Annotated in this window: 27 protein-coding genes; 12 read left to right on the top strand and 15 right to left on the bottom strand. The window is 69.0% G+C overall.

Annotated elements, in window-relative coordinates; genetic code table 11:
* Positions 1-2: 2 nt before the first annotated feature.
* A complete protein-coding gene (locus tag OV287_RS37290; protein WP_267538798.1) occupies positions 3-239 on the bottom strand; it encodes a hypothetical protein in 237 nt (78 codons plus the stop codon).
* Positions 240-334: 95 nt separating this feature from the next.
* Here OV287_RS37290 and thiE point away from each other — a divergent pair, with 95 nt between their 5' ends.
* From thiE to OV287_RS37270, 4 genes are all read left to right on the top strand, one after another.
* Positions 335-1,012 (top strand): thiamine phosphate synthase, encoded by a 678-nt coding sequence (gene thiE, locus OV287_RS37285; RefSeq protein WP_267538797.1) that lies wholly within the window; start codon positions 335-337, stop codon positions 1,010-1,012.
* Entirely contained in the window at positions 1,009-1,770 is a 762-nt protein-coding gene (locus OV287_RS37280) for a gamma-glutamyl-gamma-aminobutyrate hydrolase family protein (protein WP_267538796.1), read from the top strand. Before thiE ends, OV287_RS37280 begins: the two co-directional genes overlap by 4 nt.
* Positions 1,767-2,507: a bifunctional hydroxymethylpyrimidine kinase/phosphomethylpyrimidine kinase gene (gene thiD, locus OV287_RS37275; protein ID WP_267538795.1), complete on the top strand. Its 741-nt coding sequence runs from the start codon at positions 1,767-1,769 to the stop codon at positions 2,505-2,507. The genes OV287_RS37280 and thiD overlap by 4 nt, the downstream gene beginning before the upstream one ends.
* A 189-nt stretch (positions 2,508-2,696) precedes the next feature.
* Entirely contained in the window at positions 2,697-3,365 is a 669-nt protein-coding gene (locus OV287_RS37270; protein WP_267538794.1) for a hypothetical protein, read from the top strand.
* A 3-nt stretch (positions 3,366-3,368) separates the two neighbouring features.
* Here OV287_RS37270 and dnaB read toward each other — a convergent pair whose 3' ends face one another.
* The 9 genes from dnaB to OV287_RS37225 form a co-directional block, all read right to left on the bottom strand.
* The gene (gene dnaB, locus OV287_RS37265) at positions 3,369-4,736 is read right to left on the bottom strand and encodes a replicative DNA helicase (protein ID WP_267538793.1); all 1,368 of its coding nucleotides are present in this window, start codon (positions 4,734-4,736) and stop codon (positions 3,369-3,371) included.
* Positions 4,737-4,944: 208 nt separating this feature from the next.
* Positions 4,945-5,391 carry a 50S ribosomal protein L9 gene (rplI, locus tag OV287_RS37260; protein ID WP_267538792.1) on the bottom strand — a complete coding sequence of 149 codons (447 nt, stop codon included), beginning with the start codon at positions 5,389-5,391 and terminating at the stop codon, positions 4,945-4,947.
* Between the two features lie 33 nt (positions 5,392-5,424).
* Entirely contained in the window at positions 5,425-5,760 is a 336-nt protein-coding gene (gene rpsR / locus OV287_RS37255) for a 30S ribosomal protein S18 (RefSeq protein ID WP_267538791.1), read from the bottom strand.
* 51 nt (positions 5,761-5,811) lie between these two features.
* Complete coding sequence (gene rpsF, locus OV287_RS37250) at positions 5,812-6,276, bottom strand: 30S ribosomal protein S6 (protein WP_267538790.1); 465 nt, start codon at positions 6,274-6,276, stop codon at positions 5,812-5,814.
* A 228-nt stretch (positions 6,277-6,504) separates the two neighbouring features.
* Complete coding sequence (gene pth / locus OV287_RS37245) at positions 6,505-7,083, bottom strand: aminoacyl-tRNA hydrolase (protein WP_267538789.1); 579 nt, start codon at positions 7,081-7,083, stop codon at positions 6,505-6,507.
* Between the two features lie 72 nt (positions 7,084-7,155).
* On the bottom strand, positions 7,156-7,851 hold the full coding sequence (locus OV287_RS37240; RefSeq protein ID WP_267538788.1) for a 50S ribosomal protein L25/general stress protein Ctc: 696 nt from the start codon (positions 7,849-7,851) through the stop codon (positions 7,156-7,158).
* Between the two features lie 186 nt (positions 7,852-8,037).
* Complete coding sequence (locus OV287_RS37235; protein WP_267538787.1) at positions 8,038-8,991, bottom strand: ribose-phosphate pyrophosphokinase; 954 nt, start codon at positions 8,989-8,991, stop codon at positions 8,038-8,040.
* A gap of 67 nt (positions 8,992-9,058) precedes the next feature.
* A complete protein-coding gene (gene spoVG, locus OV287_RS37230) occupies positions 9,059-9,364 on the bottom strand; it encodes a septation regulator SpoVG (RefSeq protein WP_267538786.1) in 306 nt (101 codons plus the stop codon).
* A 90-nt stretch (positions 9,365-9,454) separates the two neighbouring features.
* Positions 9,455-9,817: a DUF5658 family protein gene (locus OV287_RS37225; RefSeq protein WP_267538785.1), complete on the bottom strand. Its 363-nt coding sequence runs from the start codon at positions 9,815-9,817 to the stop codon at positions 9,455-9,457.
* 183 nt (positions 9,818-10,000) lie between these two features.
* Here OV287_RS37225 and OV287_RS37220 point away from each other — a divergent pair, with 183 nt between their 5' ends.
* The 3 genes from OV287_RS37220 to hpt are packed head-to-tail and all read left to right on the top strand — an operon-like array spanning position 10,001 to position 11,993.
* Complete coding sequence (locus tag OV287_RS37220; protein ID WP_267538784.1) at positions 10,001-10,603, top strand: thymidine kinase; 603 nt, start codon at positions 10,001-10,003, stop codon at positions 10,601-10,603.
* Between the two features lie 30 nt (positions 10,604-10,633).
* Positions 10,634-11,449, top strand: a complete 816-nt coding sequence (locus tag OV287_RS37215) for a uracil phosphoribosyltransferase (RefSeq protein WP_267538783.1) — start codon at positions 10,634-10,636, stop codon at positions 11,447-11,449.
* 10 nt (positions 11,450-11,459) lie between these two features.
* Positions 11,460-11,993 carry a hypoxanthine phosphoribosyltransferase gene (gene hpt, locus OV287_RS37210; protein WP_267538782.1) on the top strand — a complete coding sequence of 178 codons (534 nt, stop codon included), beginning with the start codon at positions 11,460-11,462 and terminating at the stop codon, positions 11,991-11,993.
* Between the two features lie 65 nt (positions 11,994-12,058).
* Here the strand turns inward: hpt and OV287_RS37205 are convergent, their stop codons facing one another.
* From OV287_RS37205 to OV287_RS37195, 3 genes are all read right to left on the bottom strand, one after another.
* Positions 12,059-12,613, bottom strand: coding sequence for an MmcQ/YjbR family DNA-binding protein (locus OV287_RS37205; RefSeq protein WP_267538781.1), 555 nt, complete (start codon positions 12,611-12,613; stop codon positions 12,059-12,061).
* A gap of 54 nt (positions 12,614-12,667) precedes the next feature.
* Positions 12,668-13,120: a dirigent protein gene (locus OV287_RS37200; RefSeq protein ID WP_267538780.1), complete on the bottom strand. Its 453-nt coding sequence runs from the start codon at positions 13,118-13,120 to the stop codon at positions 12,668-12,670.
* Between the two features lie 127 nt (positions 13,121-13,247).
* The gene (locus OV287_RS37195; protein ID WP_267538779.1) at positions 13,248-14,084 is read right to left on the bottom strand and encodes an IF-2 protein; all 837 of its coding nucleotides are present in this window, start codon (positions 14,082-14,084) and stop codon (positions 13,248-13,250) included.
* 101 nt (positions 14,085-14,185) lie between these two features.
* On the opposite strand from OV287_RS37195, the gene OV287_RS37190 reads away from it, so the two are divergent.
* The 5 genes from OV287_RS37190 (at position 14,186) to OV287_RS37170 (ending at position 24,112) form a co-directional block, all read left to right on the top strand.
* Positions 14,186-19,009, top strand: a complete 4,824-nt coding sequence (locus OV287_RS37190; RefSeq protein WP_267538778.1) for a coiled-coil domain-containing protein — start codon at positions 14,186-14,188, stop codon at positions 19,007-19,009.
* A gap of 15 nt (positions 19,010-19,024) precedes the next feature.
* Positions 19,025-19,879, top strand: coding sequence for a diaminopimelate epimerase (gene dapF, locus OV287_RS37185; protein ID WP_267538777.1), 855 nt, complete (start codon positions 19,025-19,027; stop codon positions 19,877-19,879).
* Positions 19,880-19,915: 36 nt separating this feature from the next.
* Positions 19,916-21,766: a GGDEF domain-containing response regulator gene (locus OV287_RS37180; protein ID WP_267538776.1), complete on the top strand. Its 1,851-nt coding sequence runs from the start codon at positions 19,916-19,918 to the stop codon at positions 21,764-21,766.
* A gap of 17 nt (positions 21,767-21,783) precedes the next feature.
* A complete protein-coding gene (locus tag OV287_RS37175; protein WP_267538775.1) occupies positions 21,784-23,286 on the top strand; it encodes a DUF4388 domain-containing protein in 1,503 nt (500 codons plus the stop codon).
* Between the two features lie 112 nt (positions 23,287-23,398).
* Entirely contained in the window at positions 23,399-24,112 is a 714-nt protein-coding gene (locus OV287_RS37170; RefSeq protein ID WP_267538774.1) for a TFIIB-type zinc ribbon-containing protein, read from the top strand.
* A 24-nt stretch (positions 24,113-24,136) separates the two neighbouring features.
* On the opposite strand, the gene OV287_RS37165 is transcribed toward OV287_RS37170, so the two are convergent.
* Positions 24,137-25,684: a response regulator gene (locus tag OV287_RS37165; protein ID WP_267538773.1), complete on the bottom strand. Its 1,548-nt coding sequence runs from the start codon at positions 25,682-25,684 to the stop codon at positions 24,137-24,139.
* Entirely contained in the window at positions 25,684-26,142 is a 459-nt protein-coding gene (locus OV287_RS37160; protein ID WP_267538772.1) for a response regulator, read from the bottom strand. The genes OV287_RS37165 and OV287_RS37160 overlap by 1 nt, the downstream gene beginning before the upstream one ends.
* Positions 26,143-26,147: the final 5 nt, after the last annotated feature.

Genomic DNA, 26,147 nt, shown 5'->3' with positions numbered 1-26,147 from the left:
CGTCACTCGTCCGACTCGGAGTCCTCGTCCTCGTCGCCCTCATCCTCGTCCTCGTCGTCGAAGTCCTCTTCGTCCTCGAGCTCGTCGTGCATGACCGTCTCCACGGGCACGCCCTTGTCGGCCACGTCCGGCAGGGACTCGATGTGGCGCTGGTACGCCTTCTCATCCACCGTGCCGGAGCGCAGGTAACGCTCGGCCGTACGCTTGTCGAGCTGCTTGGGGTCTGTCGGGGTGGCCATGGTCAACTCCTCGGAATCTCTTGGAAAAGGGCGCGCCACCTTATAGCAGGGCTACCCTCTGTCAACGCCGCTGAACCCCCACCCATCCGGAGCCGATGAACGCCCTCGTCCGTCCATCCCTTCCCCGAGGCCTCTATGTCCTCTGTGACGACACCCTGCGCCCCGAACTGTCACTGAGGGAGAAGGCGGCCGGTCTGCTCGCTGGAGGGGCGCGGGTGGTGCAACTGCGGATGAAGCGGACTCCGCTCCGGGAGGCGCTGGTGGCGGCGCGCGAGGTGGTGGCGGCCTGTCGGAGGGCGGGGGCGGTGTGTCTGGTGAACGACCGGGTGGACCTGGCCCTGCTGTCGGGCGCGCATGGGGTGCATGTGGGAGAGGAGGACCTGCCCGCCGAGGAGGCGAGGGCGCTGTTGGGCCCGGAGGGGCTGGTGGGGGTGACGGTGCGTGGCTTGGAGGATGCGCGCGCGGCCCTGGCGGCTGGGGCGGACTATGTAGGCCTGGGGCCGGTCTTTGGCACGACGACCAAGCAGGTGCCCGCGCCGGTGCTGGGGTTGGGGGGCTTCGCCGCGGTGGTGCGCGCGAGTCCTCTGCCGGTGGTGGGGATTGGCGGGGTGAAGCTGGAGAACATTGCCGACCTGGCCGCTACGGGAGCACACGGTGGAGCGGTGGCCTCGGACGCCCTGCTCGCCGAGGACATCGCCGAGCGTGTCCGGCGCCTCTCCGCTGCTTTTGACAGGGGCGCCCAGGGGGCTAGCCTCGTGGGCGGAGACGCATGAAACCTCATGGCCATGGCCAGGCACCGCGCCGGCCCAACATCGGCATCACCCCGGACTTCAGCGCCAGTCGGCCGGACTCGCAGTTCTCTTATTACGAGTTGAAGGTGCCCTACGCGGACGCGGTACTGCGCGCGGGGGGCCTGCCCTTCGTGTTGCCGTACTCGGACGAGCTGGCGTGTGTGGAAGCGTACCTGGATCGCATCTCCGGGCTGCTCGTCACGGGCGGGGCCTTCGACATTCCGCCCGAGGCCTACGGCGAGACGGCTCGCGAGGGGATGGGGCCGCTGAAGCTGTCGCGCACGGCCTTCGAGTCGGCGCTGATGCGTGGGGCGTTCAAGCGCAACATGCCGGTGCTGGGCATCTGCGGGGGCATGCAGCTGCTCAACGTGGTGCTGGGCGGCACGCTGCACCAGGACATCGGCCGCGAGGTGAAGGGCGCGCACGAGCATGAGCAGAAGCATGATCGGACGCATCCCCAGCACCCGGTGGAGGTGAAGGATGGGACGCTGTTGGCGGAGGCGCTCGGCAAGGGCCAGCTGATGGTGAACTCCACGCACCACCAGGCGGCGCAGCGGATTGGCGCGCAGGTGGTGGTGAGCGCGGTGTCGCCGGACGGAGTGGTGGAGGCCATCGAGTCCACCCAGTACGGCTTCGCGCTGGGCGTGCAGTGGCACCCGGAGCTGATGCTCAACACGGTGCCGATACACGTAGGCGTGTACCGGCTGTTCATCCAGAAGGCGCGCGAGCACCGGCGGTGAACGGGACGCCGCGCGTGCTGTTGTGCGCGGGCCATGAGCCCACGGGCCGCGCGGGACTGCTGGCGGATGTGACCGCGGTGCGGGCGCTCGGAGGAGCACCGGTGGCCGTTCCGTCCGCGCAGACGGCGCAGGGCCGGGCGACCTTCCTGTACCAGCCCACGCCGGCGCGGGTGCTGAAAGCCCAGGTGAAGGCAGCGCTCGAGCTAGGGCCGCTGCATGCGGTGAAACTGGGACAGGTGCCCGGGCCGGCGCTGCTGGCCGCGCTGCGCGAGGCGCTCGAGGGCGTGGACGCGTGGTGGGTGGTGGACCCGGTGGTGCGGACGTCGCGGGGCGAGCCGCTCTCGAAGCTGACGCGGCGGCACTACCTGGGCCTGGCGGGGCCGAAGGTGGCGCTCACGCCGAACCTGGACGAGGCGGCATGGCTGCTCGGCGGGGGCGAGGTGCGCACGGTGGAGGAGGCGCGCGAGGCCGGGCGGGTGCTAGTGGCTCACGGCTTTGGCGCGGTGCTGGTGAAGGGCGGGCATCGAGAGGCAGGAGCCGTGGACGTGCTGTGCCTGCCGGACCGGGACGTGCTGCTGGAGGGGGAGCGGCTGGAGCGCTCGCCCGAGCGTCGGGGAACGGGGTGCCGGTTGGCCTCTGCCTTCGCGGTGGAGTTGGGACGGGGCAAGACCCCGACAGCCGCCGCGCGCCGGGCGAAGTCCTACGTGACGCGCTACCTGCGCACCGGTCGGGACTGAACCGCCTCACCTTCCAGTGAGCCCGCTGAGGTCATTTCCCCTCTCCCCCTGGGAGAGAGGGACAGGGTGAGGGTACCCGTCTCCGTACTCCAACCCGAGCACCGGAGAGCCCCATCCGATTCCGGACATCCGTGCGAGCACTGTCAGACCGGTATGGGACACAGGAGGTCCCGAGCACGGAGAGGAGACATGGCCATCCAGAATGAGTACCGCCTGCGCGAGCTGCTCCAGATTCCGCCCGAGTCCCGGATACCCGATGACGACAGACCCGAGTATTGGGACGAGACCTTCATGCGCCTGGGGCGCGGTTACGGCTTCGACCCGGATGCGGGCGAGTACCCGGTCAACCATGGGCTCCTGGTGTTGGATCTCGCGAGGCTCGTCTCGCCGCTGCTGGACGGAGCGAGGTTCACGCAGGTGCTGCCTGGAGAGGAGGACGCGGAGGGCGAGGAGCGCGCGCTCTTGCCCGAGGACTCCGACAAGGAAGGGGGCGGAACGGACAGCCGGTACACGATGCGCCTGAGGCACGGAGGGCGGCGCTACAGCGTCACGTTCCACGACTACTCGGGCTTCTTCAACATCAACGCGGTGCTGGCCCTGCTCAACGCGGCGCTGGAGGCGACCGGCACGGACATGCGCTTCTTCGGCTTCGGGGACGTGGTCGTCGTGGGGCCGCTGCGAGGCGTGCAGCAGGCCATGCGCGAGGGCTTCATCCCCGGCTTCGACGGAGCGGGTGTCTTCGAGGACTGGGAGCTGGAGGAGATCGACGCCTGGAGCGAGTCCGGCGACACGCCCGAGTCCCTCGTGAGACAGCTCGAGAAGGGACGCAGGCGCGTGCGGGTGGCCTTCGTCGTCTGACGCCTACTCGACGCGCGCCCGGCTCTCGAAGCGCGTGTACTCGGCGAGGAACACCAGGTCGATGTCCCCGATGGGGCCGTTACGCTGCTTGGCGATGACGAGCTGCACGGGGATGGCCGAGCTGGTGCGGACCTCGCCGCCCTCACCCTCGGTCTGATCCTCGCGGTGGATGAACATCACCACGTCGGCGTCCTGCTCGATGGCGCCCGACTCGCGCAGGTCCGAGAGCATCGGCTTGCCGCCCTTGCGCTCCTCCACCTTACGGCTGAGCTGCGAGAGCGCGATGATGGGCACATTCAGCTCCTTGGCGAGCTGCTTGAGCGCGCGGGAGATCTCGGAGATTTCCAGCTGGCGGCTCTCCACCTTGCCCTTCTGGTGCATGAGCTGGAGGTAGTCGATGACGATCAGCGACAGCCGGGGATCCCTCTGCTTGAGCCGCCGGGCCTTGGCGCGCAGGTCGAACGGGGACAGGCCGCCCGAGTCGTCGATGTAGATGGGGGCGTTGTAGAGCTTGCCCGCCATCTCCTGGAACTTCTCCTCGTCATTCGGGGTGAGCCGGCCGCCGCGCAGCTTCTTCATGTCCACGCGCGCGCTCGAGGCCAGCAGACGCATCAGCAGCTGGTCCGCGGGCATTTCCAGGCTGAAGATGGCCGCCGCCCTGGGCTCATCCGCCAGGCCCACGTGCGTGGCGATGTTCATCGCGAAGGACGTCTTTCCCACGCCGGGGCGCGCCGCGAGGATGATGAGCTCGCCGCCATGCAGGCCCGTGAGCTGGTTGTCCAGGTCGACGTAGCCCGTGGACAGGCCGGTGATGCCTGTCGTCGCGGTCTTCAGCTTGTCCAGGAGGTCCAGCGTGTGCTCCATCAGCTCGCTGACGGGCCGCAGGTCTCCCACGCGCTTCTTTTCAGCCAGGAGGAAGACCTTGCGCTCGGCCTCATCCAGCAGGGCGTCCAGCTCGCCCGTTTCCTGGCTGGCCAGCTCCTGGATCTCCCGCCCCGCGCCCGCCAGCCGCCGCCGGATGGCCTGGTCCTTGACGATCTTCGCGTACTGCACGGCGTTGCCCGGCACGGGCACCACCTGATCCAGGCTCATCAGGTAGGCCGGGCCGCCCACCGCCGCCAGATGCCCGAGCACCTTCAGCTCCTCGGCCAGCGTCAGGTGGTCCACCTGCCGCGAGGAGCCGGACAGCTTGAGCATCGCCTCGAAGATTTGAGCGTGCGCTGGACTGGCGAAATCGTCCGGATGCACCACTTCCGCCAGGCTGTCGAGGAGCGAGTTGTCCGCGAGCACGGCGCCCAGCACCGCGCGCTCGGCGGCGAGGTCTTCGTGAGACCTGCGTCCGCCCGTCCGAATGTCGAGGATGTTGTCCATGGCTCCCGGCCAGTCTACTACAGGGATGTAGCGCAGCAGCCTGATCGCAGCCTCTGACATCTGGGCCTAGGGACCGGCTTCCTCCCGCAAATGAAAAGGCCGCCCGGGGGTTGACTCCCGGACGGCCCCTGACTTCACGAGCTCACAGCACGGGGACGGATACCCTCACCCCGACCCTCTCCCGGGGGGAGAGGGAGGGGAGCGGGGATCAGGCCTCCGGCGCGACCTCGACCTTGATCTTCGCCACCACGTCGCGGTGCAGCCGCAGCTCCACCTCGTACTGACCCGTGGCCTTGATGGGCTCGGGCAGGTGGATGAGACGGCGATCCACCGTCTGACCCTGGGCGGCGAGCGCCTCGGCGATGTCCAGCGCGGTGACCGAGCCGTACAGCTTGTCCTGCTCACCCACCTTGCGGCGGATGACGGCCTTGACCGAGCCGATCTTCTTGGCCTGCTCCTCGGCAGCGCCCTTCAGCTTGGCGTTGCGCGCCGAGATGACCGCGCGCTCGTGCTCGAGCTGACGCACGTTCTGCTCGGTGGCCAGCACCGCCATCTTGCGCGGCAGCAGGTAGTTACGGCCGAAGCCGTCCTTCACCGTCACGAGCTCACCGGACTTGCCCAGGTTCGCGACGTCCTCACGAAGAATGACCTTCATGTGATGTCTCCGTTGGTGCGGGGGGTCCGGCTATCAGCCGACCATCGCGTTGTAGGGAAGCAGCGCCAGACCGCGGGCGCGCTTGATGGCCGTGGCGATCTCGCGCTGGTGCTTGGCGCAGTTGCCGGAGATGCGGCGGGGGATGATCTTGCCGCGCTCCGTGACGAAGTACTTCAGGGTCGACTGATCCTTGAAGTCCACCTTGGCGTTCTTCTCGGCGCAGAAGCGGCAGACCTTCTTGCGGCCAAAGCCACGGCCACCACGCTTCTCGTCATCGCCACCGGCGCCACCGCCCCGGTCACCGCGATCCCTGTCACCACCGCGGTCCCTGTCGCCGCCGCGGGCAGCGTTCCTGTCATTGCCAATCATGAGTGTTCTCTCTTCTCTGGAATGGATCCGTAGAAGACGACCGCGGGGGCACTAGGCCTCCTCGGTGCCCTCCTCCTCGCCCTCGGAAGCCTCCTCGACGACCCCGGCACGCTCACCGGCCGCCGCGGCACCGGGACGCGTCTCCTCGACGTCGCCGGCCAGCTTCAGGTCCTCGAGCACCGGACGGCTCTCGGGATCCACCTCATCCGCCAGCTTCACGGACAGGTAGCGCGTCACCTCATCGAGGATGCGGAGGTTGCGCTCGATCTCGGCCACCAGCCTGGTGGTACCCAGGTAGCTGGCGTGCACGTAGATGGCGCGGGGCTGCTTGGCGATGGGGTACAGCGTCTTCTTCTTGCCCCACACCGTGAAGCGGAGGACCTTGCCTCCCTCACGGCTGACGATTCCACGGACGCGCTCCTTGAGCTTGTCCACGTTGTCGTCGGTGAGGTCAGGCTTGACCAGGAAGATGGTCTCGTACTCACGAAGCCGCGTGGCGGCCTGCGTCTCAGCCATGTTTCTCTCCCCTTGGGGTTGAGTGCCCCCCGGTTGCCCGAGGAGCGGGGAAACGGTCAGCCGGTCCAAGGGGGACCGTCCGCCGGGAACGGGAAAACCACGCGCCCGTCTCCCTCGCGTTTCGTCCCGGAGGCTCGCGCACCCGGGATGATGAAAAAGAACACCGCCGCCCTGCCCGTACTTCCGGCCAGCGGGGAAGGGGCCTTCTACGGGGGGCCAGACCCCGAGTCAAGGCGCCCGCTTGTTGTACCGGTTCATGGCCGTGGCCAGCCCGTCACGGACCCACGTCTCCGAGGCCTCCTCCGCCAGGGCGATCAGCTCGTCGAGCTGCCGGCGCTCCGCGTCGTCGAAATTGGACAGGACGTAGCCGGCCACCCGCTCCTTGGCGTTGGGGCCCTGCGGCTTGCCGATGCCGAAGCGCAGGCGGATGAAGCCGTCCGCCCCCAGGCTGGAGACGGTGCTCTTCAGCCCGTTGTGGCCCCCGCTGCCCCCGCCCACCTTGAGCTGCAGCCGCCCGAAGGGCATGTCCAGCTCGTCGTGGATGACGAGGATGTCCTCCACCGCCACCTTGTAGAAGCGCGCAGCCTCGGCCACCGAGCGGCCGGACAGGTTCATGTACGTCTGCGGCTCCAGGAAGAGGACCTTCTCGCCGCCCAGGGTGCCCTGGCCCACCCGGGCCTGGAACTTCTCCTGGTTGAGCTCGGCGCGGGCACGCGACAGCAGTGCCTCCACCACCATGAATCCAATGTTGTGACGGTGGCGCTCGTACTCGCGCCCGGGATTGCCCAGTCCACAGATGAGCTTCATGGCAGAGACTCCGAAAAACAGACGGGGCCAGCCCCTTCGGACTGACCCCGCGTGTACAGCAGGACGAAGAGACTACTTCTTCGCGCCGGCCGCGGGCTTGGCCGCCGCACCCGCCGCGGGCTTGGCCGCCGCGCCAGCCGCGGGCTTGGCCGCCGCCGCCGCAGGAGCCGCAGCAGCCGCCGCCGCGGGAGCCGCCTCGACCGCACCCTCGGGCGCGGCGATGACGGCGACGGTGTAGTTGACGTTCGACTTCACCACCACGCCCTCGGGCAGCTTCACCTCGTTGATGTGGATCGCCTGGGTAATCTTCAGCGCCGTCACGTCCACCTCGATCTTCTCGGGGATGGCGCGCGGCTTGGCGTAGACCTCGAGCTCACGGCGGAGCTGGGTGAGCAGACCACCCTCGGCCACGCCCTCGGCCTTGCCGGTGAGCACCAGCGGCACGTTCACCTTCACCTGCTCGTCCTCGCGAACGGCGATGAAGTCCACGTGGAGGATGTCGCGGGTGACCGGATCCCGCTGATAGTCCTTGAAGAGGACCTGCTGCTCAGCGCCCACGCCCTTGAGGGTGATGAGGGTGTTGAGCTTGTGCGGGGTGTTGATGGCCTGGCGCACGGCCTTCGGGTCGACGGCGATGCTCAGCGGCGACTTCAGGTGCTTGCCGTAGACAACGGCGGGCACCAGGCCCTGGCTGCGCAGACGGCGAGCGGCGCCCTTGCCGGAGCCCTCACGCGCCTTCACCTCGAGCGTGCTCTTGTCGATGGACATGGATTTCCTCGGTATGGGACTGCGATGTGACCGCGCTGGAGCCCTGGCGCCTCTGGCATCCCGCCCCCGTGGCAGGCCCCGAGACGGCGCCTTCCGAAAACGAAGGGCCAACGTGGTGTGGGTGCGACATGCCAGCGCGGACGGTCAGAGTCAAGCCGCCCGACGGGCAGGGGAGCGCTTCTCCGCCTAGACGAAGAGGGAGCTGAGCGAGTCCGCGCGGTGGATGCGCGCGATGGCCTCACCGAAGAGGCGCTCGGTGGTGATGACCTTCAGCTTGCCGCAGGCCTGGGCGGCGGGAGACAGGGCCACCGTGTCGGTGAAGACGGCCTCCTCCAGCACCGACTCCTGGATGCGCTGGATGGCGGGGCCGGAGAGGATGGGGTGGACGGCATAGGCCACCACCCGGCGAGCGCCCCGCTCCTTGAGGGCGGCGGCCGCCTGGGTGAGCGTCCCGGCGGTGTCCACCATGTCGTCCACCAGCACGGCGTCCTTGCCCTTCACGTCACCGATGAGGTTCATCACCTCGGAGGAGTTGGGCCGCGGCCGGCGCTTGTCGATGATGGCCAGACCGCAGTTGAGCCGCTTGGAGTAGGCGCGCGCCCGCTCCACGCCGCCCGCGTCCGGCGACACGATGACCAGGTCCTGCGTGTCGGGGAACTTCTTGCGCAGGTCATCCAGGAAGACCGGCGAGGCGTAGAGGTGATCCGAGGGGATGTTGAAGAAGCCCTGGATCTGCCCGGCGTGCATGTCCATGGACACCACGCGCGTGGCCCCGGCCACCTCCAGGAGGTCCGCCACCAGCTTGGCGGTGATGGGCGTGCGCGGCGCCACCTTCCGATCCTGCCGAGCGTACCCGTAGTAGGGGATGACGGCGTTGATGGAGCCGGCGCTCGCGCGCTTGAGCGCGTCGCAGATGATGAGCAGCTCCATCAGGTGATCATTCGCCGGCGGGCATGTGGACTGGACGATGAAGACGTCCGAACCGCGGACGTTCTCGCCGATCTCCACGTGGATCTCCCCGTCGGAGAAGCGGCCTACCGAGGCATTCCCCAGGGGACGTTTGAGATAGTCGCAGATGCGATGGGCCAGACCCGGGTTGGAGCTCCCGGTGAACACCTTGAAGTCGCGGGGCTGCTGCATGGGCGCGCTACTAGCGCGGCCCGTGGCGGAAGGGAAGCCCCTTCCATCGGCACCCCCGGACCGGTGCTCAGTCGTGGTCGCCAGCGGCAGCCAGGAAGGGGCTCGACACCCCGCCCCCTGTCTGCTGGTGCCGCTCGTATTCCAGCAGGATGGTCCGCTCCATCTGGTTGCGCGTGTCCGCGTTGAGCGGATGGGCAATGTCCTTGTACGTCCCATCCTTCCTGCGCTTGGCCGGCATGGCGATGAACAGGCCGGAAGCCCCGTGGATGACCTTCAAATCTCGGATCACGAAACAGTGATCCAGGGTGATGGTCACGTAGGCTTTCAGCTTATCCTCGTCAACCGGGTACACCTTGACGTCGGTGATGTTCATGGTCCCCCCACAGACCTGTTGGTACGAGCTAGGGGGGCAGCCTGAGACAGACCGGCCTAGGAAATCAAGCCTGTCGGGGCTTGTTGTGCGTCAACCGATGCCCCGGTGACACATGTGAGCCAGGAAGGCGAGGTGGTACACGTCGATGACGACGTAGAGCGCGGCTCCCGCTTGGATGGCCCGCTGGCTCAGCTGCATGGAGCGGTGCAGGCACAGCAGCGTCAGCCCCAGGCTCACGATGGTGACCTTGATGGCCATGAAGGCCAGGGGCGAGTGCTCGTAGGCCAGGCGCATCAGCGGATTCAGTTCCTCGGCCACTTCGAGCTGTAAAAAGGTGAGGGTGAAGAGCCCATCCAGCAGGTTGAGTATCAACAGAAGTACCGCCGCGGGCGTGATGTGGAAGGAAGCTCCCTCGATACCTGCCCAGCGTGTTGCCTGCGTCGTCGCCGCCACCCGGACCTCCCCGTTGGAATCCGGGCGAGGTTCTTCAAGATGCTTGCCAACGAGCGAGGGCCCGCAGAGGCCCGCGAGGGCTGAGGGGGTGGGGCAGGGGCGGGTTTTGAAAGTTGACGTTCCAGGAGGGGCGTGACAGAGGAGACCCGCGCTCCCGCACACCCCCCCGATCGAGTCCTCCACGTGCAACAATTCCCCAACGACATCGGGTGGATAGAGGTCATCTGTGGATCGATGTTCTCTGGCAAGACGGAGGAGTTGATCCGCCGCATCAAGCGCGCGGTCTACGGCAAGCAGGTCGTCCAGGTGTTCAAGCCCAAACTGGACAACCGCTATGACGAGACCCAGGTGGTCAGCCACTCGCAGCTGAAGTTGACCTCCATCCCGATTGAACGGGCTGAAGAAATTTTCCATCACCTCTCCCCCAAGACGCAGGTGGTGGGCATCGACGAGGTGCAGTTCTTCGGGTCCGAGGTGGTGGCGGTGTGTGAGGCCCTGGCCACTCGGGGCATTCGCGTGATCGTCGCGGGGCTGGACCAGGACTACCAGGGACGCCCCTTCGAGCCGATGCCGCAGCTGCTGGCCATCGCCGAGTACGTGACGAAGCAACTGGCCATCTGCGTGGTGTGTGGGAATCCCGCCAACCGCTCGCAGCGGCTGGTGGATAGTGGCGAGCGGGTGGTGGTGGGCGCCGCCGGGGCGTATGAGGCGCGCTGCCGCAAGTGCCACCGCGCCGAGCCCACCGAGGCCACGCCTCCGCAGACGCTCGATCTGTTCGAACACTGAAGCTCTGACTGAAGCCCCAGAGGTCCGGCCATGCGCGATACGCTCTACGCCAACGTCCCCTTCCAGTTGAGCGAGATGCCTCACCGGTATGGCCCCAACGTGCACCTGGTGGGCAATCCGTTCCTGCTCTCGCAGCTCGCGAAGCTGTGCAGCAAGGGCACCGTGCAGCCGGAGATCAACCGGCTGGTGGCGCTGCTCTACACGGACCTGGTGAAGATGGTCATCAACGCGGAGTTCCCGCGCAAGATGGTGGCCATGCCCACCCGGATGATCGACCACACGCCCCAGGGCATGTACCAGGGCGAGGTGATTGACCCGGCGGTGCGCGCGGTGACGGTGAACATCGCCCGCGCCGGCACGCTGCCCTCGCAGGTGACGTACGACTTGCTCAACACCACGGTGGATCCGGTGCTGGTGCGCCAGGATCACATCATCATGAGCCGGATGATCGACGCCAAGGAGACGGTGGTGGGGTCGAACATCGGCGGGGCGAAGATTGGCGGGGACATCGACGATGCCTTCGTCCTCTTCCCTGACCCGATGGGCGCCACCGGCGGCAGCCTGTGCACCGCGGTGTCCATGTACAAGGACAAGGTCCCCGGCACTCCCCGGAGAATCCTCAGCCTCAACCTGATCGTCACCCCCGAGTTCCTGCGGAGGATTTCCCGCGAGCATCCGGATGTGGTGGTGTATGCGCTGCGCCTGGACCGCGGGCTGTCACCTCCGGAGGTGTTCGGCACGGTGCCCGGCGAGCTGTGGGAGAAGGAGCGGGGGTTGGATGACCGGCAATACATCGTCCCCGGCGGCGGCGGCTTCGGGGAGATCATGAACAACGCGTACGTGTAGAGGTACCACCTTGGCTTTCTACGAGCAGGATGTCGGCGTTCATATCGACGAGCAGAAGCTCCAGGCGCGAGTGCGGGAGCTGGGCGCCCAGATTACCCGCGACTACCAGGGCAAGGATCTGACGCTCGTCTGCGTGCTCAAGGGCTCGGCGTTCTTCGCCATGGACCTGGCGCGCTACGTGGACCTGCCGCTGACGATCGAGTTCCTCGGGGTGTCCTCGTACCAGGGCGGCACCGAGACGACGGGCGAGGTGCGCATCACCACCGACGTGAGCAAGCCCATGGCGGGCAAGCACCTGCTCATCATCGAGGACATCATCGACACCGGGCTCACCATGAGCTTCCTGCTGGAGAACCTGAGGGCCCGGCACCCGGCGTCCCTGAAGGTGTGCTCGCTGCTGGAGAAGCCCGCTCGCGCCCGCACCCAGATTCCCATCGACTACAAGGGCTTCGTCATCGACGACGTCTTCGTGGTGGGCTACGGGCTCGACTACGCCGAGCGCTACCGCAACCTGCCTTTCATCGGCGTGATGAAGGGGAAGTAGTCACGGAGTGCGCTTCACTGGTCACCTCAGTGGTAGACGTCTACCACTGAGGCCCGTTGCGAGCCTCAAGCGCGCTTGGCTCGCGTACCTGCCGAGGCCTTCTTCGCCACTGTCTTCTTGGCGGGAGCCTTCTTCGCAGGGGTCTTCTTCGCGGCGGCTGGTGCGGACTTACGGGCCGGTGCGCTCCGGGCCTTGGCGGGCGCGGCCTTCGCCTTCTCTGCCTTCGGCGCTCCCGCACCACTGTCCATCTGCGCCACCAGCTTCTTGGGCGCCACCGCGCGGTAGCTCTCGTCGAGCCACTTGCGCAGCATGTCGAGCGGAGGCGTGTCGCGCGCACCGAAGTTGGCGGACACCCAGCCGCTCTTGCCCAGGCCGTACCCGGTCGGCTGCGCGAACGGCAGCATCAGCGCCGCGCCGTTCGACTGCGGCAGCTTCATGGACATCGACAGGCCCTCGCTCGTCAGCGTCAGGAAGACGAACGCCTTGCCCTTCACCTTGAGCGTCCGGTGCCCCCACGGGAACTCCTCGGTCACCTCGGGGTAGCCCATGCCCGCCTCGCGCAGGGCCAGCTCGAAGGGCTCGAGTCGCTTCATCTCGGGGGGAACCGGAGTCATCGTCATGGAGTGCGTCTCCTCGTGAGGCCCGCACGTATACCGCAGGCTGGCGTGCCTCTCTTACCGCTTCGGCTTCAGCAGCGTGAGCACCTGGGTGAACGTCCTGTCTCCGTTGGGCGTGGTGGTCAGCACCCCGCTCGCACCCTCGTAGGCACCTGTTCCACCGACGATCGGGATCAGGGACGTGCCCGTCTCGGCTTCCCGGCCCGCGACGGTGATGGTCCCGTCGGCCATCGTCAGCGTCCACTGGCATTCGCTGAACTGGCCGGGCAGCGTCCGGACGCAGTAGCCGCTGTTGCTTCCAATGTTCTCTTTCGCCTCGTTCAGCAGCGGCTGGTCGAACACGAACATGTCGCCCGGCGAGTCCCCCGGCGGACCCAGATCCACCGGCGTGGCGATGCCGCTGCGGGCATCAGCGATGGTGTTCAGGGTCCAGGCTTCCTCCGCGGGGGCGTTGTTGGCACAGCCCAGCACCTGTGCGGTGAGGGCGGTCATGAGCAGGGTCTTGCGCATCGTGTCTCTCCTTGGGGGGCTCATTCTGGAGCCAGCCCCGGCGCGCGCGTAGCACGGCTCGCATGGCGCGTCAGGGCAATTCCCTCAGTGCGCGGCCGAGTACCCAGGGCTAGCGATAGGGGAGGTGCTACTGGGGGCGCTGCTGCGTCTCGCTGTCGCTTGTCTGCACTCCCTGCTGCGGCGCCCCAGACGGCGGCGTGGCCTCGGGGCCCGGCTTTGGCGGTGCCGCCTGCTGGCCCTCGGGGGCCGGAGCGGGGGAGGGCGCCGGGGTGGAGCCGGACTCGGCCAGGTTGCCGTCCACCGCCCTCAGCGCCTTCTCCAGCGCCACGGCCGCCGGGCCTACCGTGGAGAGCATCTGGTTGGCCCGCTGCGTGTTGCGGTTTCGGCTCTCCGCCGCCAGCTTCAGCTGCGTCAGCGCCTCCGTCACGTCCCGCCGCGCCTCCTCCAGCTTCTGTCTCGCCTGGAAGAAGGCCACGTCCGCCTTCATCGTCTCCAGCGTGCGGCGCTGCTCCTCCGTCAGCCCGGAGAGAAGCTCCATGCGCCTCAGGTAGTAGAGGCCCTTGTCCAGCAGGGCCGGGTCGTCCGACTGCACCTTGGGCCGGGCCAGCCCCTCCAGCACCGGGAAGAGGGCCCGGTCCAGCTCGTCCCGCTCGGTGAACCGCTGCTCCATCAGGGATGAGACGTCCCGGCCTTCGAGGGGGAGGGGGGCGTAGGCATCCGCCAGCCGCGCGTCCCCAGGCCGGAAGGGCGCCGCCCCGGTGGGCAGCATCCGCCCCTTCATCACCAACAATTGCCCGTTTTCCTGGGCCAGGGTGAAGGTGCGGGCGTTGAGCTGCGAGAGCAGGAAGGCCACCGCCCCGCCCAGGCCCAGAATCAAGAGGGTAATGAGCAGCCGCGTGAAGGCGCTCGTGGCCCGGCGGCCGAAGCCCGGCCGGTTCTGCTGAGGGTTCATCATGGGATTCATGTCGCTTGCTCCCTGGACGTCCAGGCGGCGAGCCGATTTCCCGGCTCCACTGCTTTCCTTGGGCCAACCGTCTCCGGGGCTATACTCGCTCGGCCCAACTCATGCATCCCACATTCCGCCGCCTGGGGACCAGCGAGCTGTTGCCCCGGTACATCTTCGCGGAGAGCCTCTTCGCACGCCGTCGCGTGTTGGAGGTGGACGCGGTCGCCACCACCGGCGGCGAGAGCGCGCGCTTCCTCCTGGAGCGCGGCGCCCGCACTGTCGTGGCCTGTGACGCGGACCTGGCGGCGGTGGCGGCGGCCCAGAAGGCCCATGGCAGCGCCTCGTTGCGCTACCGCGCCAACATCTACGACGACCTCGAGCCCGGCAGCTTCGACCTGGTGCTGGTGGCGGACCTCGCCCCCTATGTGCGCGCTCCCACGTTGCTGGCCGAGCTGGCCCGACTCGTGGGCCGGCAGGGCTACCTCATTGGCGGTTTGCGCAACACGGCCGGGCTCGCCCTCTGGCAGCTCATGGATGTGGAGGAGGGGGTGCCTCCCACCTACGGGCAGCTGCTCGACGCGCTCTCCCCGCACTTCCCGAATGTGGAGGTGGCCACGCAGTCGCCGGTGCTGGGCTACCAGCTCGCCTTCGAGAAGGGTGATGGTCTCCAGGTGGATGGCTCCCTCATCCGGGGCAGCGAGGCCGCCTACTACGTGGTGATGGCCAGCTCCGAGCCCGCTCGCATCGTGGACCCCACCTGGGTGCAGTTGCCGCCTGAGCCGCTCGCCTTCACCCGCGGCAAGCTGGACGAGGTGGCCCAGCGAGCCAAGGGCTGGGAGGAGCGCACTGGGCGCCTCAAGGAGTCCGTCACCCGGCTGCGCGCGGAGCTGACCGACCGCGAGACCGAGGTGGTCCAGCTCAAACCGGCCTTGGAGCTCGCTCGCGACGAGGTGGCCCGGCTCACCGCGCAGCTGGAGCAGGCGCGCGGTACCCCAGAAACAATCCGCGAGCGTGACGAGCTGTCCTCCCGCCTGCGCCGCACCGAGCTGGAGCTGCAGGTGGCCCTGGAGCGCGTGAATGACGCGGACCGGCGTCTCGCCCAGCAGCGGTTGGAGCTGGAGGCCGCCGAGCGCTCCCGGAAGGAGGCGGATGTCCAGGTCCTGGGCGCTCAAGAGACGCTGCGGCTGGATCGCGCGCGCCGCGAGGAGCTGAACACCACCCTGGAGGAGTCGCGCGAGCGCCTCACCCAGGCCTACACCCAGCTGCGCGAGCTGCAGGACGAGCTGGCCAGTCTGCGCGTCGAGCGCGAGAAGGACAGGCTCTCGGCGGAGCGCGCGCGCGAGCAGTCCGAGGAGCTGCGGCGTCAGGTGGAGGCGGCCCGCGAGCGCGAGCTGCGTCTGGCCGAGCAATATTCGACCTCGCTCGCCGCGGTGGAGCTTCTCAAGTCGGATGTGGCCCGGGCCGAGCAGGCCCGTCAGGCGTCGGAGTCGCTGCTGCACTCGCGCGACGCGGACCTGGCTCGGCTGACGCGTGAGGTGGAGGACGGCTCCCGGCGCGTGTCGGCGGCGGAGGCGGCCCGGCGCGACGCGGAGGTGCGGCTGACGGCTCGCGAGGCCGAGTGGCGCGGGCTGGAGACAGAGCTCACGGCGGCACGCGCGGAGCTGGAGCGGCTCACGGCCGAGGTGGAGATCCGCTCGCGCGCTGAGGAGAACCTCCGGACGGCGGCGGCCCGGCTGGAGCAGGAGCTGCACGAGGCCCGTGGCCAGCTGGAGTCGTTGGAGGAGGAGCGAGTCCGCGCCGCGGCGGAGCTGGAGGAGACCATCGAGGAGGAGCGCCAGCGCGCGGAGACGCGGGTGGCGCAGGAGCGGGCCAGGACGGAGAAGGCCGAGGCCGACGCCGCCCGGGAGAAGGCCGCTCGCGAGGCCCAGACACAGCGTGCCGAGGGGCTCGAGAATCAGGTGCGGGTGGAGGCCGCCGCCCGGGAGGAGGCCGCGAGCGCCCTCGCCGAGCTGGAATCCCAGCGGCAGCAGTGGGCCGACGAGCGCGGGGCCCTCCGGCGGCGCGTGGTGGAAGTCGAGGCGACGCTCACGGAGCTGGAGCGCGTACGGGCCTCGGACGTGGAGTCGATTACCCGGCTCGATGTGGCGCTGAAGGCGACACAGGGCTCCATCACCGCGGAGCAGCTGGCGCGGGCGAAGGCCGACGAGGAGCGCGAGCAGGCCCTGGCCGAGCTCGAGCTGGAGCGGGACTCCAGGGCGCGGCTGGAGGAGGCCGTGGCCCAGGCCGAGGCCCGGCTGGAGGCGGAGCACCAGCGGCTCGAGGAGACGCGCGAGGCACTCCGGCAGCAGCGCGCCCAGGGGGATGAGGAGGGCTCCAGGCTCCAGGCTGGGCTCGAGGAAGAGCGCGAGCAGCGTGCCCGCGTGGAGGCGGCCCTGGCCGAGGTCCAGGCGGGGCTCGAGGCCGAGCGCGAGCGGAGCACCGGGTTCGAGTCCGAGCTGGCGGAAGTCCAGGCGGGGCTCGAGGCCGAGCGCGAGCGGAGCACCGGGCTCGAGTCCGAGCTGGAGGAAGTCCAGGCCGGGCTCGGAGAGGAGCGCCGGCAGCGGCTCGAGGTCGAAGAGGCCCTGGCGAAGGTCCAGGCGGGGTTCGTGGCCGAGCGCCAGCGGAGCATCGGGCTCGAGGCCGAGCTGGCGAAGGCTCGGGCTGGGCTCGAGACCGCGCAGCAGGCGCATGGCGCGTCGGAGGAGTCCACCGCGCGGGTGCTCGCCGACCTCGAGGCGGAGCGGCAGCGGCGGACCGGGGTGGAGGAGTCGCTCGCCACCGTCCGTACCGAGCTGGAGGGAGAGCGCGAGAAGCGGGCGAGGACCGAGGAGTCTCTGGAGGTCGCCTGGTCGCAGCTGGAGGAGGAGCGGCGGCAGCGCTCCGGCGCCGAGGTGTCGCTCGCGTCGGAGCGAGAGAAGGCCGAGGCACTCCTGGCCCAGGTCCGGGCGGAGCTTGAAGCGGAGCGGCAGGTTCGCGCCGAAGCGGAGCAGCAGGCCCGTGCCGAGGCGGAGTCCTGGCAGCGCACCCGCGAGGAGTCCGAGGCGGCCCTCGCGGAGACGCGGCGCGAGCTGGAGTCCGAGCGCTCCGGACGCGAGGCCCTGGCGCAGTCGCTGACCGAGGCTCGCGCGGACCTGGAGTCTGCCCGGGCGGGAGCGGACGAGCGCGAGCGGGCTCGGCTCGAGGCGCTGGAGGAGGCCCGGAAGGAGTCCGCGGCGCTGCGCGCGGAGCTGGAGACGGCCCGACGCGAGGGCTCGGAGCTGGACGCGTCCCTGGCGGAGCAGAAGCGGCTCGTCGAGGAGCTCCGGGCGAACCTGGAGTGGGAGCGCGGCACATCCGCCGAGGTGTCCGCCGCCGCCAAGGAGCGCGAGAAGGCCCTGCAAGAGGCGCTCGCGGAGGCTCGGACGCGCGAGGAGTCCATCGCCACCGAGAGAGACACTCGCAAGCGCGACGCGCTGGAGGTCCGGATGGAGCTGGAGGGCCTCCGGGACGACCTCGCTGCCGCCCGTGCCCAGACGCAGCAGGCTGGGATGGCGCTCCAGCAGGCGCACCAGGGGCTGCGGGACCGGGACATGCACATCGCGCACCTCCAGAAAGAGGTGTCCGAGATACAGGCCCGGCTCGCTGCGGAGCACGAGCAGATGGAGCTGGTCACCGTGCAGCTCGAGTCGGCGCGGCGCATCGCGGGCAAGGCGCCCTCGCTCGAGTCGGCCCTCCAGGAGGAGCGCGCGGCGCTCGGGGGCGCCCGGGACGAGCTGGAGAAGGTGCGCGCGGAGCTGGAGCTCACCCAGGACGCGCTGAAGACCCTTCGTTCCGGACTGGCCCGTTCCCAGGAGGAGAGCCAGGCGGAGCGGGAGCGGGTGGCCGAGGTGCAGCGCTCGGCGGGCGAGCTGGAGACGCGACTGGCGGAAGCCCGAGCCGAGCTGGAGGCCGCGAAGGCGAAGCAGACCGAGCTGGAGGCCGAGGCGGAGGAGGCCGGGCGGCAGGCTCGCGAGCGGGAGGCCGCCATCGAGGCGCAGCAGGCCGAGCTGAAGGCCGAGGTGGAGCGGCAGGCCCGGGAGCAGGAGGCCGCGGCCCATGCGAAACAGGCCGAGCTGGAGACTGCGGCTCAGGCGAAACAGGTCGAGCTGGAGGCGAAGCTGGCCGAGCTGGAGACCCAGGCGGGAGAGGCGGAGCGGCAGGCCCGGGAGCAGGAGGCCGCGGCCCAGGCGCAGCGGGCCGAGCTGGAGACGAAGCTGGCCGAGCTGGAGGCCAAGGCCGAGGAGGCGGAGCGGCGGGCTCGGGAGCGGGACAGCTCCGCGCAGGCCGTGCAGGAGCAGTTCGCGAAGCTCGAGATGGAGAAGGGCACGCTCATCTCCGAGCGCGAGCGGCTCAACTCGGACCTCACGGTGGCCCGTGCGGCGCGTATCCGGCTGGAGGGTCGGGTGACGGCGCTGGAAGCTGCCTCCGCCGAGGCGGTGAAGTTCCTCGACGTCGAGCGCACCGAAAAGGCGAGGGCGGCCGAGTCGCTGACGGCCCGCATCCAGATTCTGGAGACGGAGCGGACCGGGTTGCGGGAGCGCGTCGAGCAGCTCCAGGCTCGCAAGCCGGTGTCAGACTCCGAGGCCATTCTGGAGATGTCCGAGGAGCTGGAGCAGTTGCAGGGCGAGTTCGATGCCCTGAAGGTCACCCTGGCCGAGCGCGACGCGGCGCTGGCCGAGCACAAGCGGCGTCTGGAGGATCAGGAAGCTGAGCTGGCTTCCCTGAAGCGGTTGTCTGCCCGGAAGGGGGCCGACACCGTCCAGGACATCTACGCCCGTGCCAATGCAGAGCTGAACGCGGTGAAGAATGATTTGCTTCGTCGCCCGAAGGGGAGCACACCCGCTTCAGCACCCGCGTCCACCCCGAAACCCGAAGATCCAGGCTGAAGAGACACCACGACCATGAGCACTACGGCAGAGTTCTTCTTCAAGTACCACGGCCTCGGCAACGACTTCATCGTGCTGGACTGTCGGCAGAGTGGGACGGACGTCGACGCGAGGTTCGCGCAGTGGCTCTGCGATCGGCGCAGGGGCATTGGCGCGGACGGAGTGCTCAGCCTGCTGCCCTCGGACGTGGCCATGGCGCGCATGGTGGTGCACAACGCCGATGGCAGCATCGCGGAGATGTGCGGCAACGGCCTGCGCTGCGCGGTGAAGTACCTGGTGGACCACTCCGGCGAGAAGCCCGACCGAATCGAGGTGGAGACGGGAGCCGGGGTGCTCGCGTGTATGCCCGGGTACGGCGTGGACGGCGTGGCCGAGGTAGAGCTCTCCATGGGGCCCGCGCGGCTTGTGGCACCCAACCTGCCCTCGGGTGCTACCGGCCAGCCCTTCCTCGGCGAGCCTGTGCCCGGCCACTCGGAGCTGCGCGGCTATGCCGTCAACATGGGCAACCCCCACCTCGTCCTGCTCGACCAGCCTCTGGAGGACGCCGGTCGCCTGGGCCCGGTGCTGGAGCGGCACCCGGGCTTCCCGGAGCGCACCAACGTCGAGTTCGTCAAGGTGAACGAGGAGGGCCTGGCCGTGGTGGTGTGGGAGCGGGGCTGTGGCCTGACCGAGGCCTGCGGTACCGGGGCCTGTGCGGCGGCCGTGGCGGCGGTGCTTGCGCGGCGCCTCCCGGCGGATGCCTGGCTGCGTGTCACCCTGCCGGGCGGGGACCTGCACATCCGGGTGCCCTCGGACCTGTCGGACATCCGCCTCCGGGGGGCCGTGTCCTTCGTCTTCACGGGCGTTGTCCCGGATCTCCCGGGCCGGTAACCTCGCCCCTCCCCCCCTCCCGTCGAGTCCTCCGCCGTGGCTGGCCCCATCCTCGTCGTCGATGACGACAACTTCTTCCGGCAGCTCGCTTCCGACATGCTCTCCCGGAAGGGCTACCTCGTCGTTCCCGCGGCGAACGCCGCCCAGGCTCTGGAGGCGGTCAACCACGAGACCTTCGACCTGATCGTCACCGACGTGGTCATGCCGGAGATGGACGGCTTCGGTCTCACCGCGAAGCTGCGCGAGCGCGAGCCCGATCAGGAGATCATCCTCGTCACCCAGCGCACGGACGTGAAGGGCTCGGCCATGGCCCTGAGTGCTGGGGTGGCCGTGGTGCTCACCAAGCCCGTCGACGAGTCGGACCTGCTGCTCGCCGTGGAGCGGGCCATGGAGCGCGTCCAGCTGCGCCGTGAGCGCTCCCAGCTCCAGACCGAGAACCTGGAGTTCGCCCGCTACCAGAACCTCCACCAGCGCTGCTTGGAGCTGCTCTCCCAGCCGGACCTCGAGTGGCTCCAGGAGCGCGTGGCCGCCGAGCTCGCCGCCGTCTGCGATGCCCAGAGCGCCGCCCTGTGGGTCGCCGACGACCGGGGGCACCTCATCCTGCGCGCCTACCGGGGACTGCTGGACAAGCAGTTCCTCGCCGAGCGCATGAGCCCGGATGGGCCGCTCGGCAACCGCCTGCGCGAGGGCCTGCCGTGGATCGCCCGCGACGAGCGCTCGCCAGTCCTCTACGTCCCCTTCGTCACCGGCGGGGAGATCATGGGCCTGGCGCAGCTCTCGGACCCGGTTGCCGGCGACTTCCGCACCGAGCACGTGCGCTACGCCAAGATTCTGGGCGACTCGGCCGCGGTAGGCGTCAAGAACGGCCGCCGGATGCTGGCGCTGCAGCGGTTGGGTCTGCGCGACCGGGACACCGCCGCCTACAACCTCAGCTACTTCACCGACTACGCCTCCAAGGAAATCTACAAGGCGCGGCGCTACGGACGGACGTTCTCGCTGCTCACGTTCTCCGTGGACAACCTGCCCCTGGTGCGGATGCGCCTGGGCGTGCCGGACGCGAAGCTCGCGGTGCGCGGCATCATCAAGGCCTTCGGGCGCATCGTCCGGGACTCGGACGTCATCGCCAAGGCGAGCGAGCAGGAGTTCTACCTGCTGCTGCCGGAGACGGACTTCTTTGGGGCGATGATGTTCGTGCGCCGCGCCCTGGACGCGGTGCGTGCGGAGCCGGAGGCGCAGGAAGTGGAGTCGCGCCTGCCGCTGGCGCTGGTGGGCGGTGCGAGCACCTTCCCCAAGGACGGCGAGGACTTCGACGAGCTGGTGCACCGCTGCCGCAGGCGCATGGACGAGCGGCGCTGCTCGCTGCAGCGCAAGCTGATGCTGGACACGTTGCCCTTCTGGGACGAGGTGGACCTGCTGCTCGGCAATGCCTCCAGCCCCAAGCTGCCAGTGGAGGAGAACGCCGAGCCCTCGCGCCGCGGCAAGGTGTCCGATGCCCTCTTCGACGAGCTGCAGGCGGAGATCGCCCGCGAGCTGATGCGCGACCCCAGCTCGCGCGGGCTGCTGTACGTGGGCGGGCCGGAGATCCGCGCGGACCTGCCCATCGCGCAGGGGCTGGAGTCGGCCTCGCCCGAGATGGCCTCGCGCATCTACCTGCTGGGACGGCGAGGGGACCTGGACTCGCACCCGGCACTCACGCCCGTCTTCCTGGAGGGGGACGAGCGCATGGCCCGGCACGAGTTCATCCTCTGGATGTCGGAGACGGCCTCGTACGCGCTCATCCAGCGCCGGGGACTTGGCGCCACCTGGGGCTTTCACTCATCGGATACCGCGGTGGTGGATGGGCTCATCACCCGCTTGCAGGTCGAATACGACTTGCAGCCGTACTGACCCGGTAGGGAGCGACCATGGCCCAGGTTCGAAAGATCCTCATCGCCGATCCCGACCTCGAGTCGGTCCGCCCGCTCTCGCGCTCCTTGCGCACGCGCGGCTACCAGGTGCACTACGCGCCGGATGGCTCGCGCGCCCTGGAGGTGGCGGTGCTGCGCCATCCGGACCTCATCCTCTTCGATGAGGCGTGCCGGATGCTGGATGCGCGCACCTTCATCAACATCCTGCGCACCAACCCGCGCACGGACGACATCCCGGTGGTGGTCTCTACCGGCCAGTTCGAGGCGGACAAGCTGCGCGGCCTGCGCGATGGCTTTCTGCGCAAGCCCTTCAACATCGACGAGGTGCTCTCCCGCATCGAGCACGTCTTCCGCCGCAACGAGGCGGCGAAGGACCTCAAGAGCGAGGTGCAGGAGATTGAAGGCTCGCTCAGCCAGCTGAGCATCCCGGACCTGATGCAGATCCTCGGGATGAACAAGCGCAGCGGGAAGCTGACGCTGGAGCGGGGCAGCGAGCGCGGGGAGATCGTCGTGGTGGACGGCCGCCCGGTGAACGCACGCGTGGGCCGTGCCGAGGGCGAGAAGGCCCTCTTCCGGTTGCTGGTGTGGAGCGAGGGCTCCTTCACCTTCGCCCCGGGAAACACGGGCGGAAAGCCTCGCATCCAGCGCGCCGTGGACGACGCCCTGCTGGAGGCGATGCGCCAGGCGGACGAGGTGAACCGCCTGCTGCCGGGGTTGCCGGCGCGCAATGTCCGATTGGTGCTCGCGCCGGAGGCGGACCTGACGCAGGACCAGCACCCGGTGACGGCGCAGGTGGTGGAGTTGCTGCGTCAGCCGCGCGCGCTCGGCGAGGTGTTGGACCTGGCGCCGGCCACGGACCTGGAGGTGGTGGGCGTGCTGCACACGCTCCTCCAGAAGGGCGTGGCCCGCATGTCCGAGCCCGACCGGGACGAGGGCAGTGGTCCGCTGCTCGGGCCGGCGGAGGTGCACGCGCTGCGCGGGCGGATCCTCCGGGGCCGAGGCCCCGCGCGCGAGGCCACCGCCAAGGTCTTCGTGTGTGGCAGCGGACCAGCGGTGGCGCGGCGGCTGCTGTCCCAGTTGCCCGATATCGCGGCCGTGGCCGCCGAGCCCGCCGCGGTGAAGAGCGGCTTCGGGACGCTGGGCCGGTTGGACCTCAACGAGCTGCTGCACCTGGACTTCTGCGTGCTGCCTCCGGCGGAGGCGGCGAGGCCCTTGTGGCGGCCGTTCAGCTCGGGGGCGGTGGGAGCGCTGCTCTTCGATGCCTCGGAAGCGGCGGTGAAGCTGGCGCACTTCCTGGCATGGGACATCCGCATGCCGGTGGTGCTGGTGGGCCATCCAGTCCCGCCGGAGCTGCACGGGGCTCCCGCGGGCGCGGCGAGCGTGGGCGAGGACCTCACCGAGGCGCTGCGTAGCCTGCTCCTCCTGGCGCTCAACCCGGCGCCGACGCTGCCGGGTGTACCTCAGGCGCAGGTGCCGCGACTCAACGTCACCGCTGGTTAATCCCTTTCAGGTAAGTCCGTGAAGGAGTGTTCGCGGCAATCTCCCCTCCCCCCGGGAGAGGGAACATTCATCCTCTTCGGTCACTTTTTGACGGGGATTAGGAGGCGCTCTCATGAAGAAGCCCGACAGCAAGTGTCCTGGTTGCACCCAGGTCCTCCAGCCCTTCCTCGTGCCAACGCCCTCCGGCACCGAACTCGAGCTGCACCGCTGTACCCACTGCGGCGGTTTCTGGGGGGCAGGGGGCTGCATCCAGGACACCTTCGGCCCTTCGGCTCGGCACCAGCTCATCGGCGGCCTGACAGAGCGCAACTGCGTGGAGTGCCGGATCCTCATGACGCCCGCGCTGCTCCCCTCCGATATCTCCGTTGAGGTGTGCTCGGCGTGCCGAGGCATGTTCCTCGATGCCGGGGAGTTGGCGCGGCTCGGTGTCCGGGAGAACCAACGAGCCCCCGCGCAGTCCAGCCTCCCGAAGCTCGCGGACGCGCCACGCCGCGTTGCTCCGCCGCCGGTCCGTGCCTCGCCTCCGCCTCCTCCTCCGCTCCCCAAGAGTCCGCCCCCCAAGAGGGTGGCTGCCGAGGACCCCGAGCCGCGCGAGGCTCCTGCACCGTCCGAGGAACCCGAGTCGTTCTCCCTGGAGGTCGCGCCGCCCGTCGAGACCGCGGGCACCTTCAAGTGCATCGAGTGCGGCAAGCGCAAGCCGCTGAGAGAGGGGCAGGCGTTGCGGGATGGGCTGGCCTGTCGTGCCTGCATGAAGGCGCGCGTCGAGGGCAGCGACAACGAGGACTTCAGCCTGGGCAACCTCTTCCGCGGGCGGCCCAAGTCCTGAGCGGGCTTGAGGGCAACGCCCGTCTCAAGCCGTCTTGCTCGTGGACTCCTTGCCCGCGTTCTGGGCTGGCATCGAGGCCAGCAGCGAGCGCAGCCGCTGGAACTCGATGGGCTTGTCGATGCAGGGCATGCCCGTGTTGGCCAGGAAGGCGCGCGACTGGTCCGTGAAGGCTCCGCCCGTCATGAAGATGACCCGCCGGGCCTGATCCGGCGCCAGCCGCGACAGCTCCTCGTAGAACCGGGGACCGCTCATCTCCGGCATCATCAGGTCGCACAGGATGGCGTCGAAGCGCCGGCCCGAGGCCACCTGCGCCAGCGCCTCCCGGCCCTGGACGAGCACGAGCACATCACACTGGGACTGGAGCAACCGCTGGAGGGCTCGGCCGACGACCGCCTCGTCATCGAGGATCAGCACGCTCTGCTTCAGCAGCTTCTCCGGCATCGGCTGGGAGGGCTTCTTGGTGTCGCCGTGGGCCGTCTTCAGCCGGAGGTGGAACACGGTGCCCCGTCCCGGCTCGCTCTCCACCGTCATCTCCCCGCCCATCTCGTTGAGGGTGCGGCGGCAGATGGCCAGTCCCAGGCCCGTGCCCACCCCCACCGGCTTGGTGGTGAAGAAGGGCTCGAAGATTCGCTCGCGCAGCTCCGGAGGAATGCCCCGGCCGGTGTCGTGGAGCTCCACGCGGACGTGGCTGCTGCCCTCCTGGCGCGTCACCACGCGGATCTCATTCGTGGTGCTGTCGCCGTCGGGAATGGCATCGGCGGCATTGACGAGCAGATTGAGGAAGACCTGTCCGAGCGGTGCCTCGCTGCCGAGCACCGGGGAGATCGCCCCGTAGTCCTTGATGATGCGGGCGCGGTGGAAGATGTGGTTCCACGCCATCCGCAGCGACGAGTCGAGCACCCGGTGCACGTCCACCGGGCCGTGCTCTTTCTCGACCGGCCGGGAGAAGATCTTGATGTCGCGGACGATCTCCCGGATGCGCTCGGAGCACAGCAGGCAGTCGCGCAGCGCCTGCTCCTGCTCAGAGGAGACGGGTGTCGCTCCCTCCAGCGGGTGCAGCACGAAGTCCAGGTTGGCCATGAGCGAGGCCAAGGGGTTGTTGATCTCATGGGCCACGCTGGCGGCGAGCAGGCCCAGCGAGGCGAGCCGGTCCGACAACAGGAGCTGCTCCTGCATCTTCCGGCGCTCGGTCCGGAGCGCTGCCTCACGCAGCTCGCGGGCCACGGCGGGCCCCAGCCGGCTGAGCCGGTCCTTGAGGAGGAAGTCGTGGACGCCAGCCCTCATCGCCGCCACGGCGGTGTCCTCGCCAATCTGCCCGGAGACGATGATGAAGGGGACATCCAGCCCCCGCTGTTGGACGATCGCGAAGGCGGCCAGCGCATCGAAGCGCGGCAGCGCGTAGTCGGCGATGATGGCATCCCAGGGGCCCGAATCGAGTGCGCTCGCCAGAGCCTCGGCCGTCTCGACGCGCTGGTGCGTGACGTCGTAGCCGCTGCGCCGCAGCTCACGCAACACCATCAGGGCGTCGTCCTCGAAGTCCTCGATGAGCAGCAGGTGCAGCGGGGTTGCCATTACATACTCCGTCGCGGGGTGGGGAGCTCGTTGAGGACGAGCCAGTACATGCCCAGCTGCTTCACCGCCTCGAAGAAGGCGGTGACGTCCACTGGCTTGTGGACGAAGCTGTTGACGCCGAGCTGGTAGCCCTCCACCAAATCGCGCTCTTCCTTGGAGGAGGTGAGGATGACCACGGGCAGTGTCCGGGTCTGCTCATGGGCGCGGATGCGCCGCAGCACTTCCAGGCCATCAATGCGAGGCAGGTGCAGATCCAACAGGATGACCTGGGGCCGGATGTCAGGGTCCCGGTCCGAGTGGCGGCCCTGCCTGAAGAGGTAGTCGAGTGCCTCGGCCCCGTCCCGCACGACCACCACGGGGTTGTGGATGTTGCTCTTGCGGAACGCCCGGAGGGTCATCAGCTCGTCGTCAGCGTTGTCCTCGACGAGCAGGATGACGCGTTGATTCGGATCATACATGGGGG

It is taken from the genome of Archangium lansingense, assembly GCF_026626635.1.
Lineage (GTDB): Bacteria > Myxococcota > Myxococcia > Myxococcales > Myxococcaceae > Archangium > Archangium lansingense.
This window is presented reverse-complemented; position numbering and strand designations above follow the sequence as displayed.

What these genes read in the sequence shown, in the direction of transcription:
- OV287_RS37290 (WP_267538798.1), bottom strand. Translation starts at nt 239, where the DNA reads ATGGCCACCCCGACAGACCCCAAGCAGCTCGACAAGCGTACGGCCGAG.
- thiE (WP_267538797.1), top strand. Translation starts at nt 335, where the DNA reads ATGAACGCCCTCGTCCGTCCATCCCTTCCCCGAGGCCTCTATGTCCTC.
- OV287_RS37280 (WP_267538796.1), top strand. Translation starts at nt 1,009, where the DNA reads ATGAAACCTCATGGCCATGGCCAGGCACCGCGCCGGCCCAACATCGGC.
- OV287_RS37270 (WP_267538794.1), top strand. Translation starts at nt 2,697, where the DNA reads ATGGCCATCCAGAATGAGTACCGCCTGCGCGAGCTGCTCCAGATTCCG.
- dnaB (WP_267538793.1), bottom strand. Translation starts at nt 4,736, where the DNA reads ATGGACAACATCCTCGACATTCGGACGGGCGGACGCAGGTCTCACGAA.
- rplI (WP_267538792.1), bottom strand. Translation starts at nt 5,391, where the DNA reads ATGAAGGTCATTCTTCGTGAGGACGTCGCGAACCTGGGCAAGTCCGGT.
- rpsR (WP_267538791.1), bottom strand. Translation starts at nt 5,760, where the DNA reads ATGATTGGCAATGACAGGAACGCTGCCCGCGGCGGCGACAGGGACCGC.
- rpsF (WP_267538790.1), bottom strand. Translation starts at nt 6,276, where the DNA reads ATGGCTGAGACGCAGGCCGCCACGCGGCTTCGTGAGTACGAGACCATC.
- pth (WP_267538789.1), bottom strand. Translation starts at nt 7,083, where the DNA reads ATGAAGCTCATCTGTGGACTGGGCAATCCCGGGCGCGAGTACGAGCGC.
- OV287_RS37240 (WP_267538788.1), bottom strand. Translation starts at nt 7,851, where the DNA reads ATGTCCATCGACAAGAGCACGCTCGAGGTGAAGGCGCGTGAGGGCTCC.
- OV287_RS37235 (WP_267538787.1), bottom strand. Translation starts at nt 8,991, where the DNA reads ATGCAGCAGCCCCGCGACTTCAAGGTGTTCACCGGGAGCTCCAACCCG.
- spoVG (WP_267538786.1), bottom strand. Translation starts at nt 9,364, where the DNA reads ATGAACATCACCGACGTCAAGGTGTACCCGGTTGACGAGGATAAGCTG.
- OV287_RS37215 (WP_267538783.1), top strand. Translation starts at nt 10,634, where the DNA reads ATGCGCGATACGCTCTACGCCAACGTCCCCTTCCAGTTGAGCGAGATG.
- OV287_RS37205 (WP_267538781.1), bottom strand. Translation starts at nt 12,613, where the DNA reads ATGACGATGACTCCGGTTCCCCCCGAGATGAAGCGACTCGAGCCCTTC.
- OV287_RS37200 (WP_267538780.1), bottom strand. Translation starts at nt 13,120, where the DNA reads ATGCGCAAGACCCTGCTCATGACCGCCCTCACCGCACAGGTGCTGGGC.
- OV287_RS37195 (WP_267538779.1), bottom strand. Translation starts at nt 14,084, where the DNA reads ATGAATCCCATGATGAACCCTCAGCAGAACCGGCCGGGCTTCGGCCGC.
- OV287_RS37190 (WP_267538778.1), top strand. Translation starts at nt 14,186, where the DNA reads ATGCATCCCACATTCCGCCGCCTGGGGACCAGCGAGCTGTTGCCCCGG.
- dapF (WP_267538777.1), top strand. Translation starts at nt 19,025, where the DNA reads ATGAGCACTACGGCAGAGTTCTTCTTCAAGTACCACGGCCTCGGCAAC.
- OV287_RS37175 (WP_267538775.1), top strand. Translation starts at nt 21,784, where the DNA reads ATGGCCCAGGTTCGAAAGATCCTCATCGCCGATCCCGACCTCGAGTCG.
- OV287_RS37170 (WP_267538774.1), top strand. Translation starts at nt 23,399, where the DNA reads ATGAAGAAGCCCGACAGCAAGTGTCCTGGTTGCACCCAGGTCCTCCAG.
- OV287_RS37165 (WP_267538773.1), bottom strand. Translation starts at nt 25,684, where the DNA reads ATGGCAACCCCGCTGCACCTGCTGCTCATCGAGGACTTCGAGGACGAC.
- OV287_RS37160 (WP_267538772.1), bottom strand. Translation starts at nt 26,142, where the DNA reads ATGTATGATCCGAATCAACGCGTCATCCTGCTCGTCGAGGACAACGCT.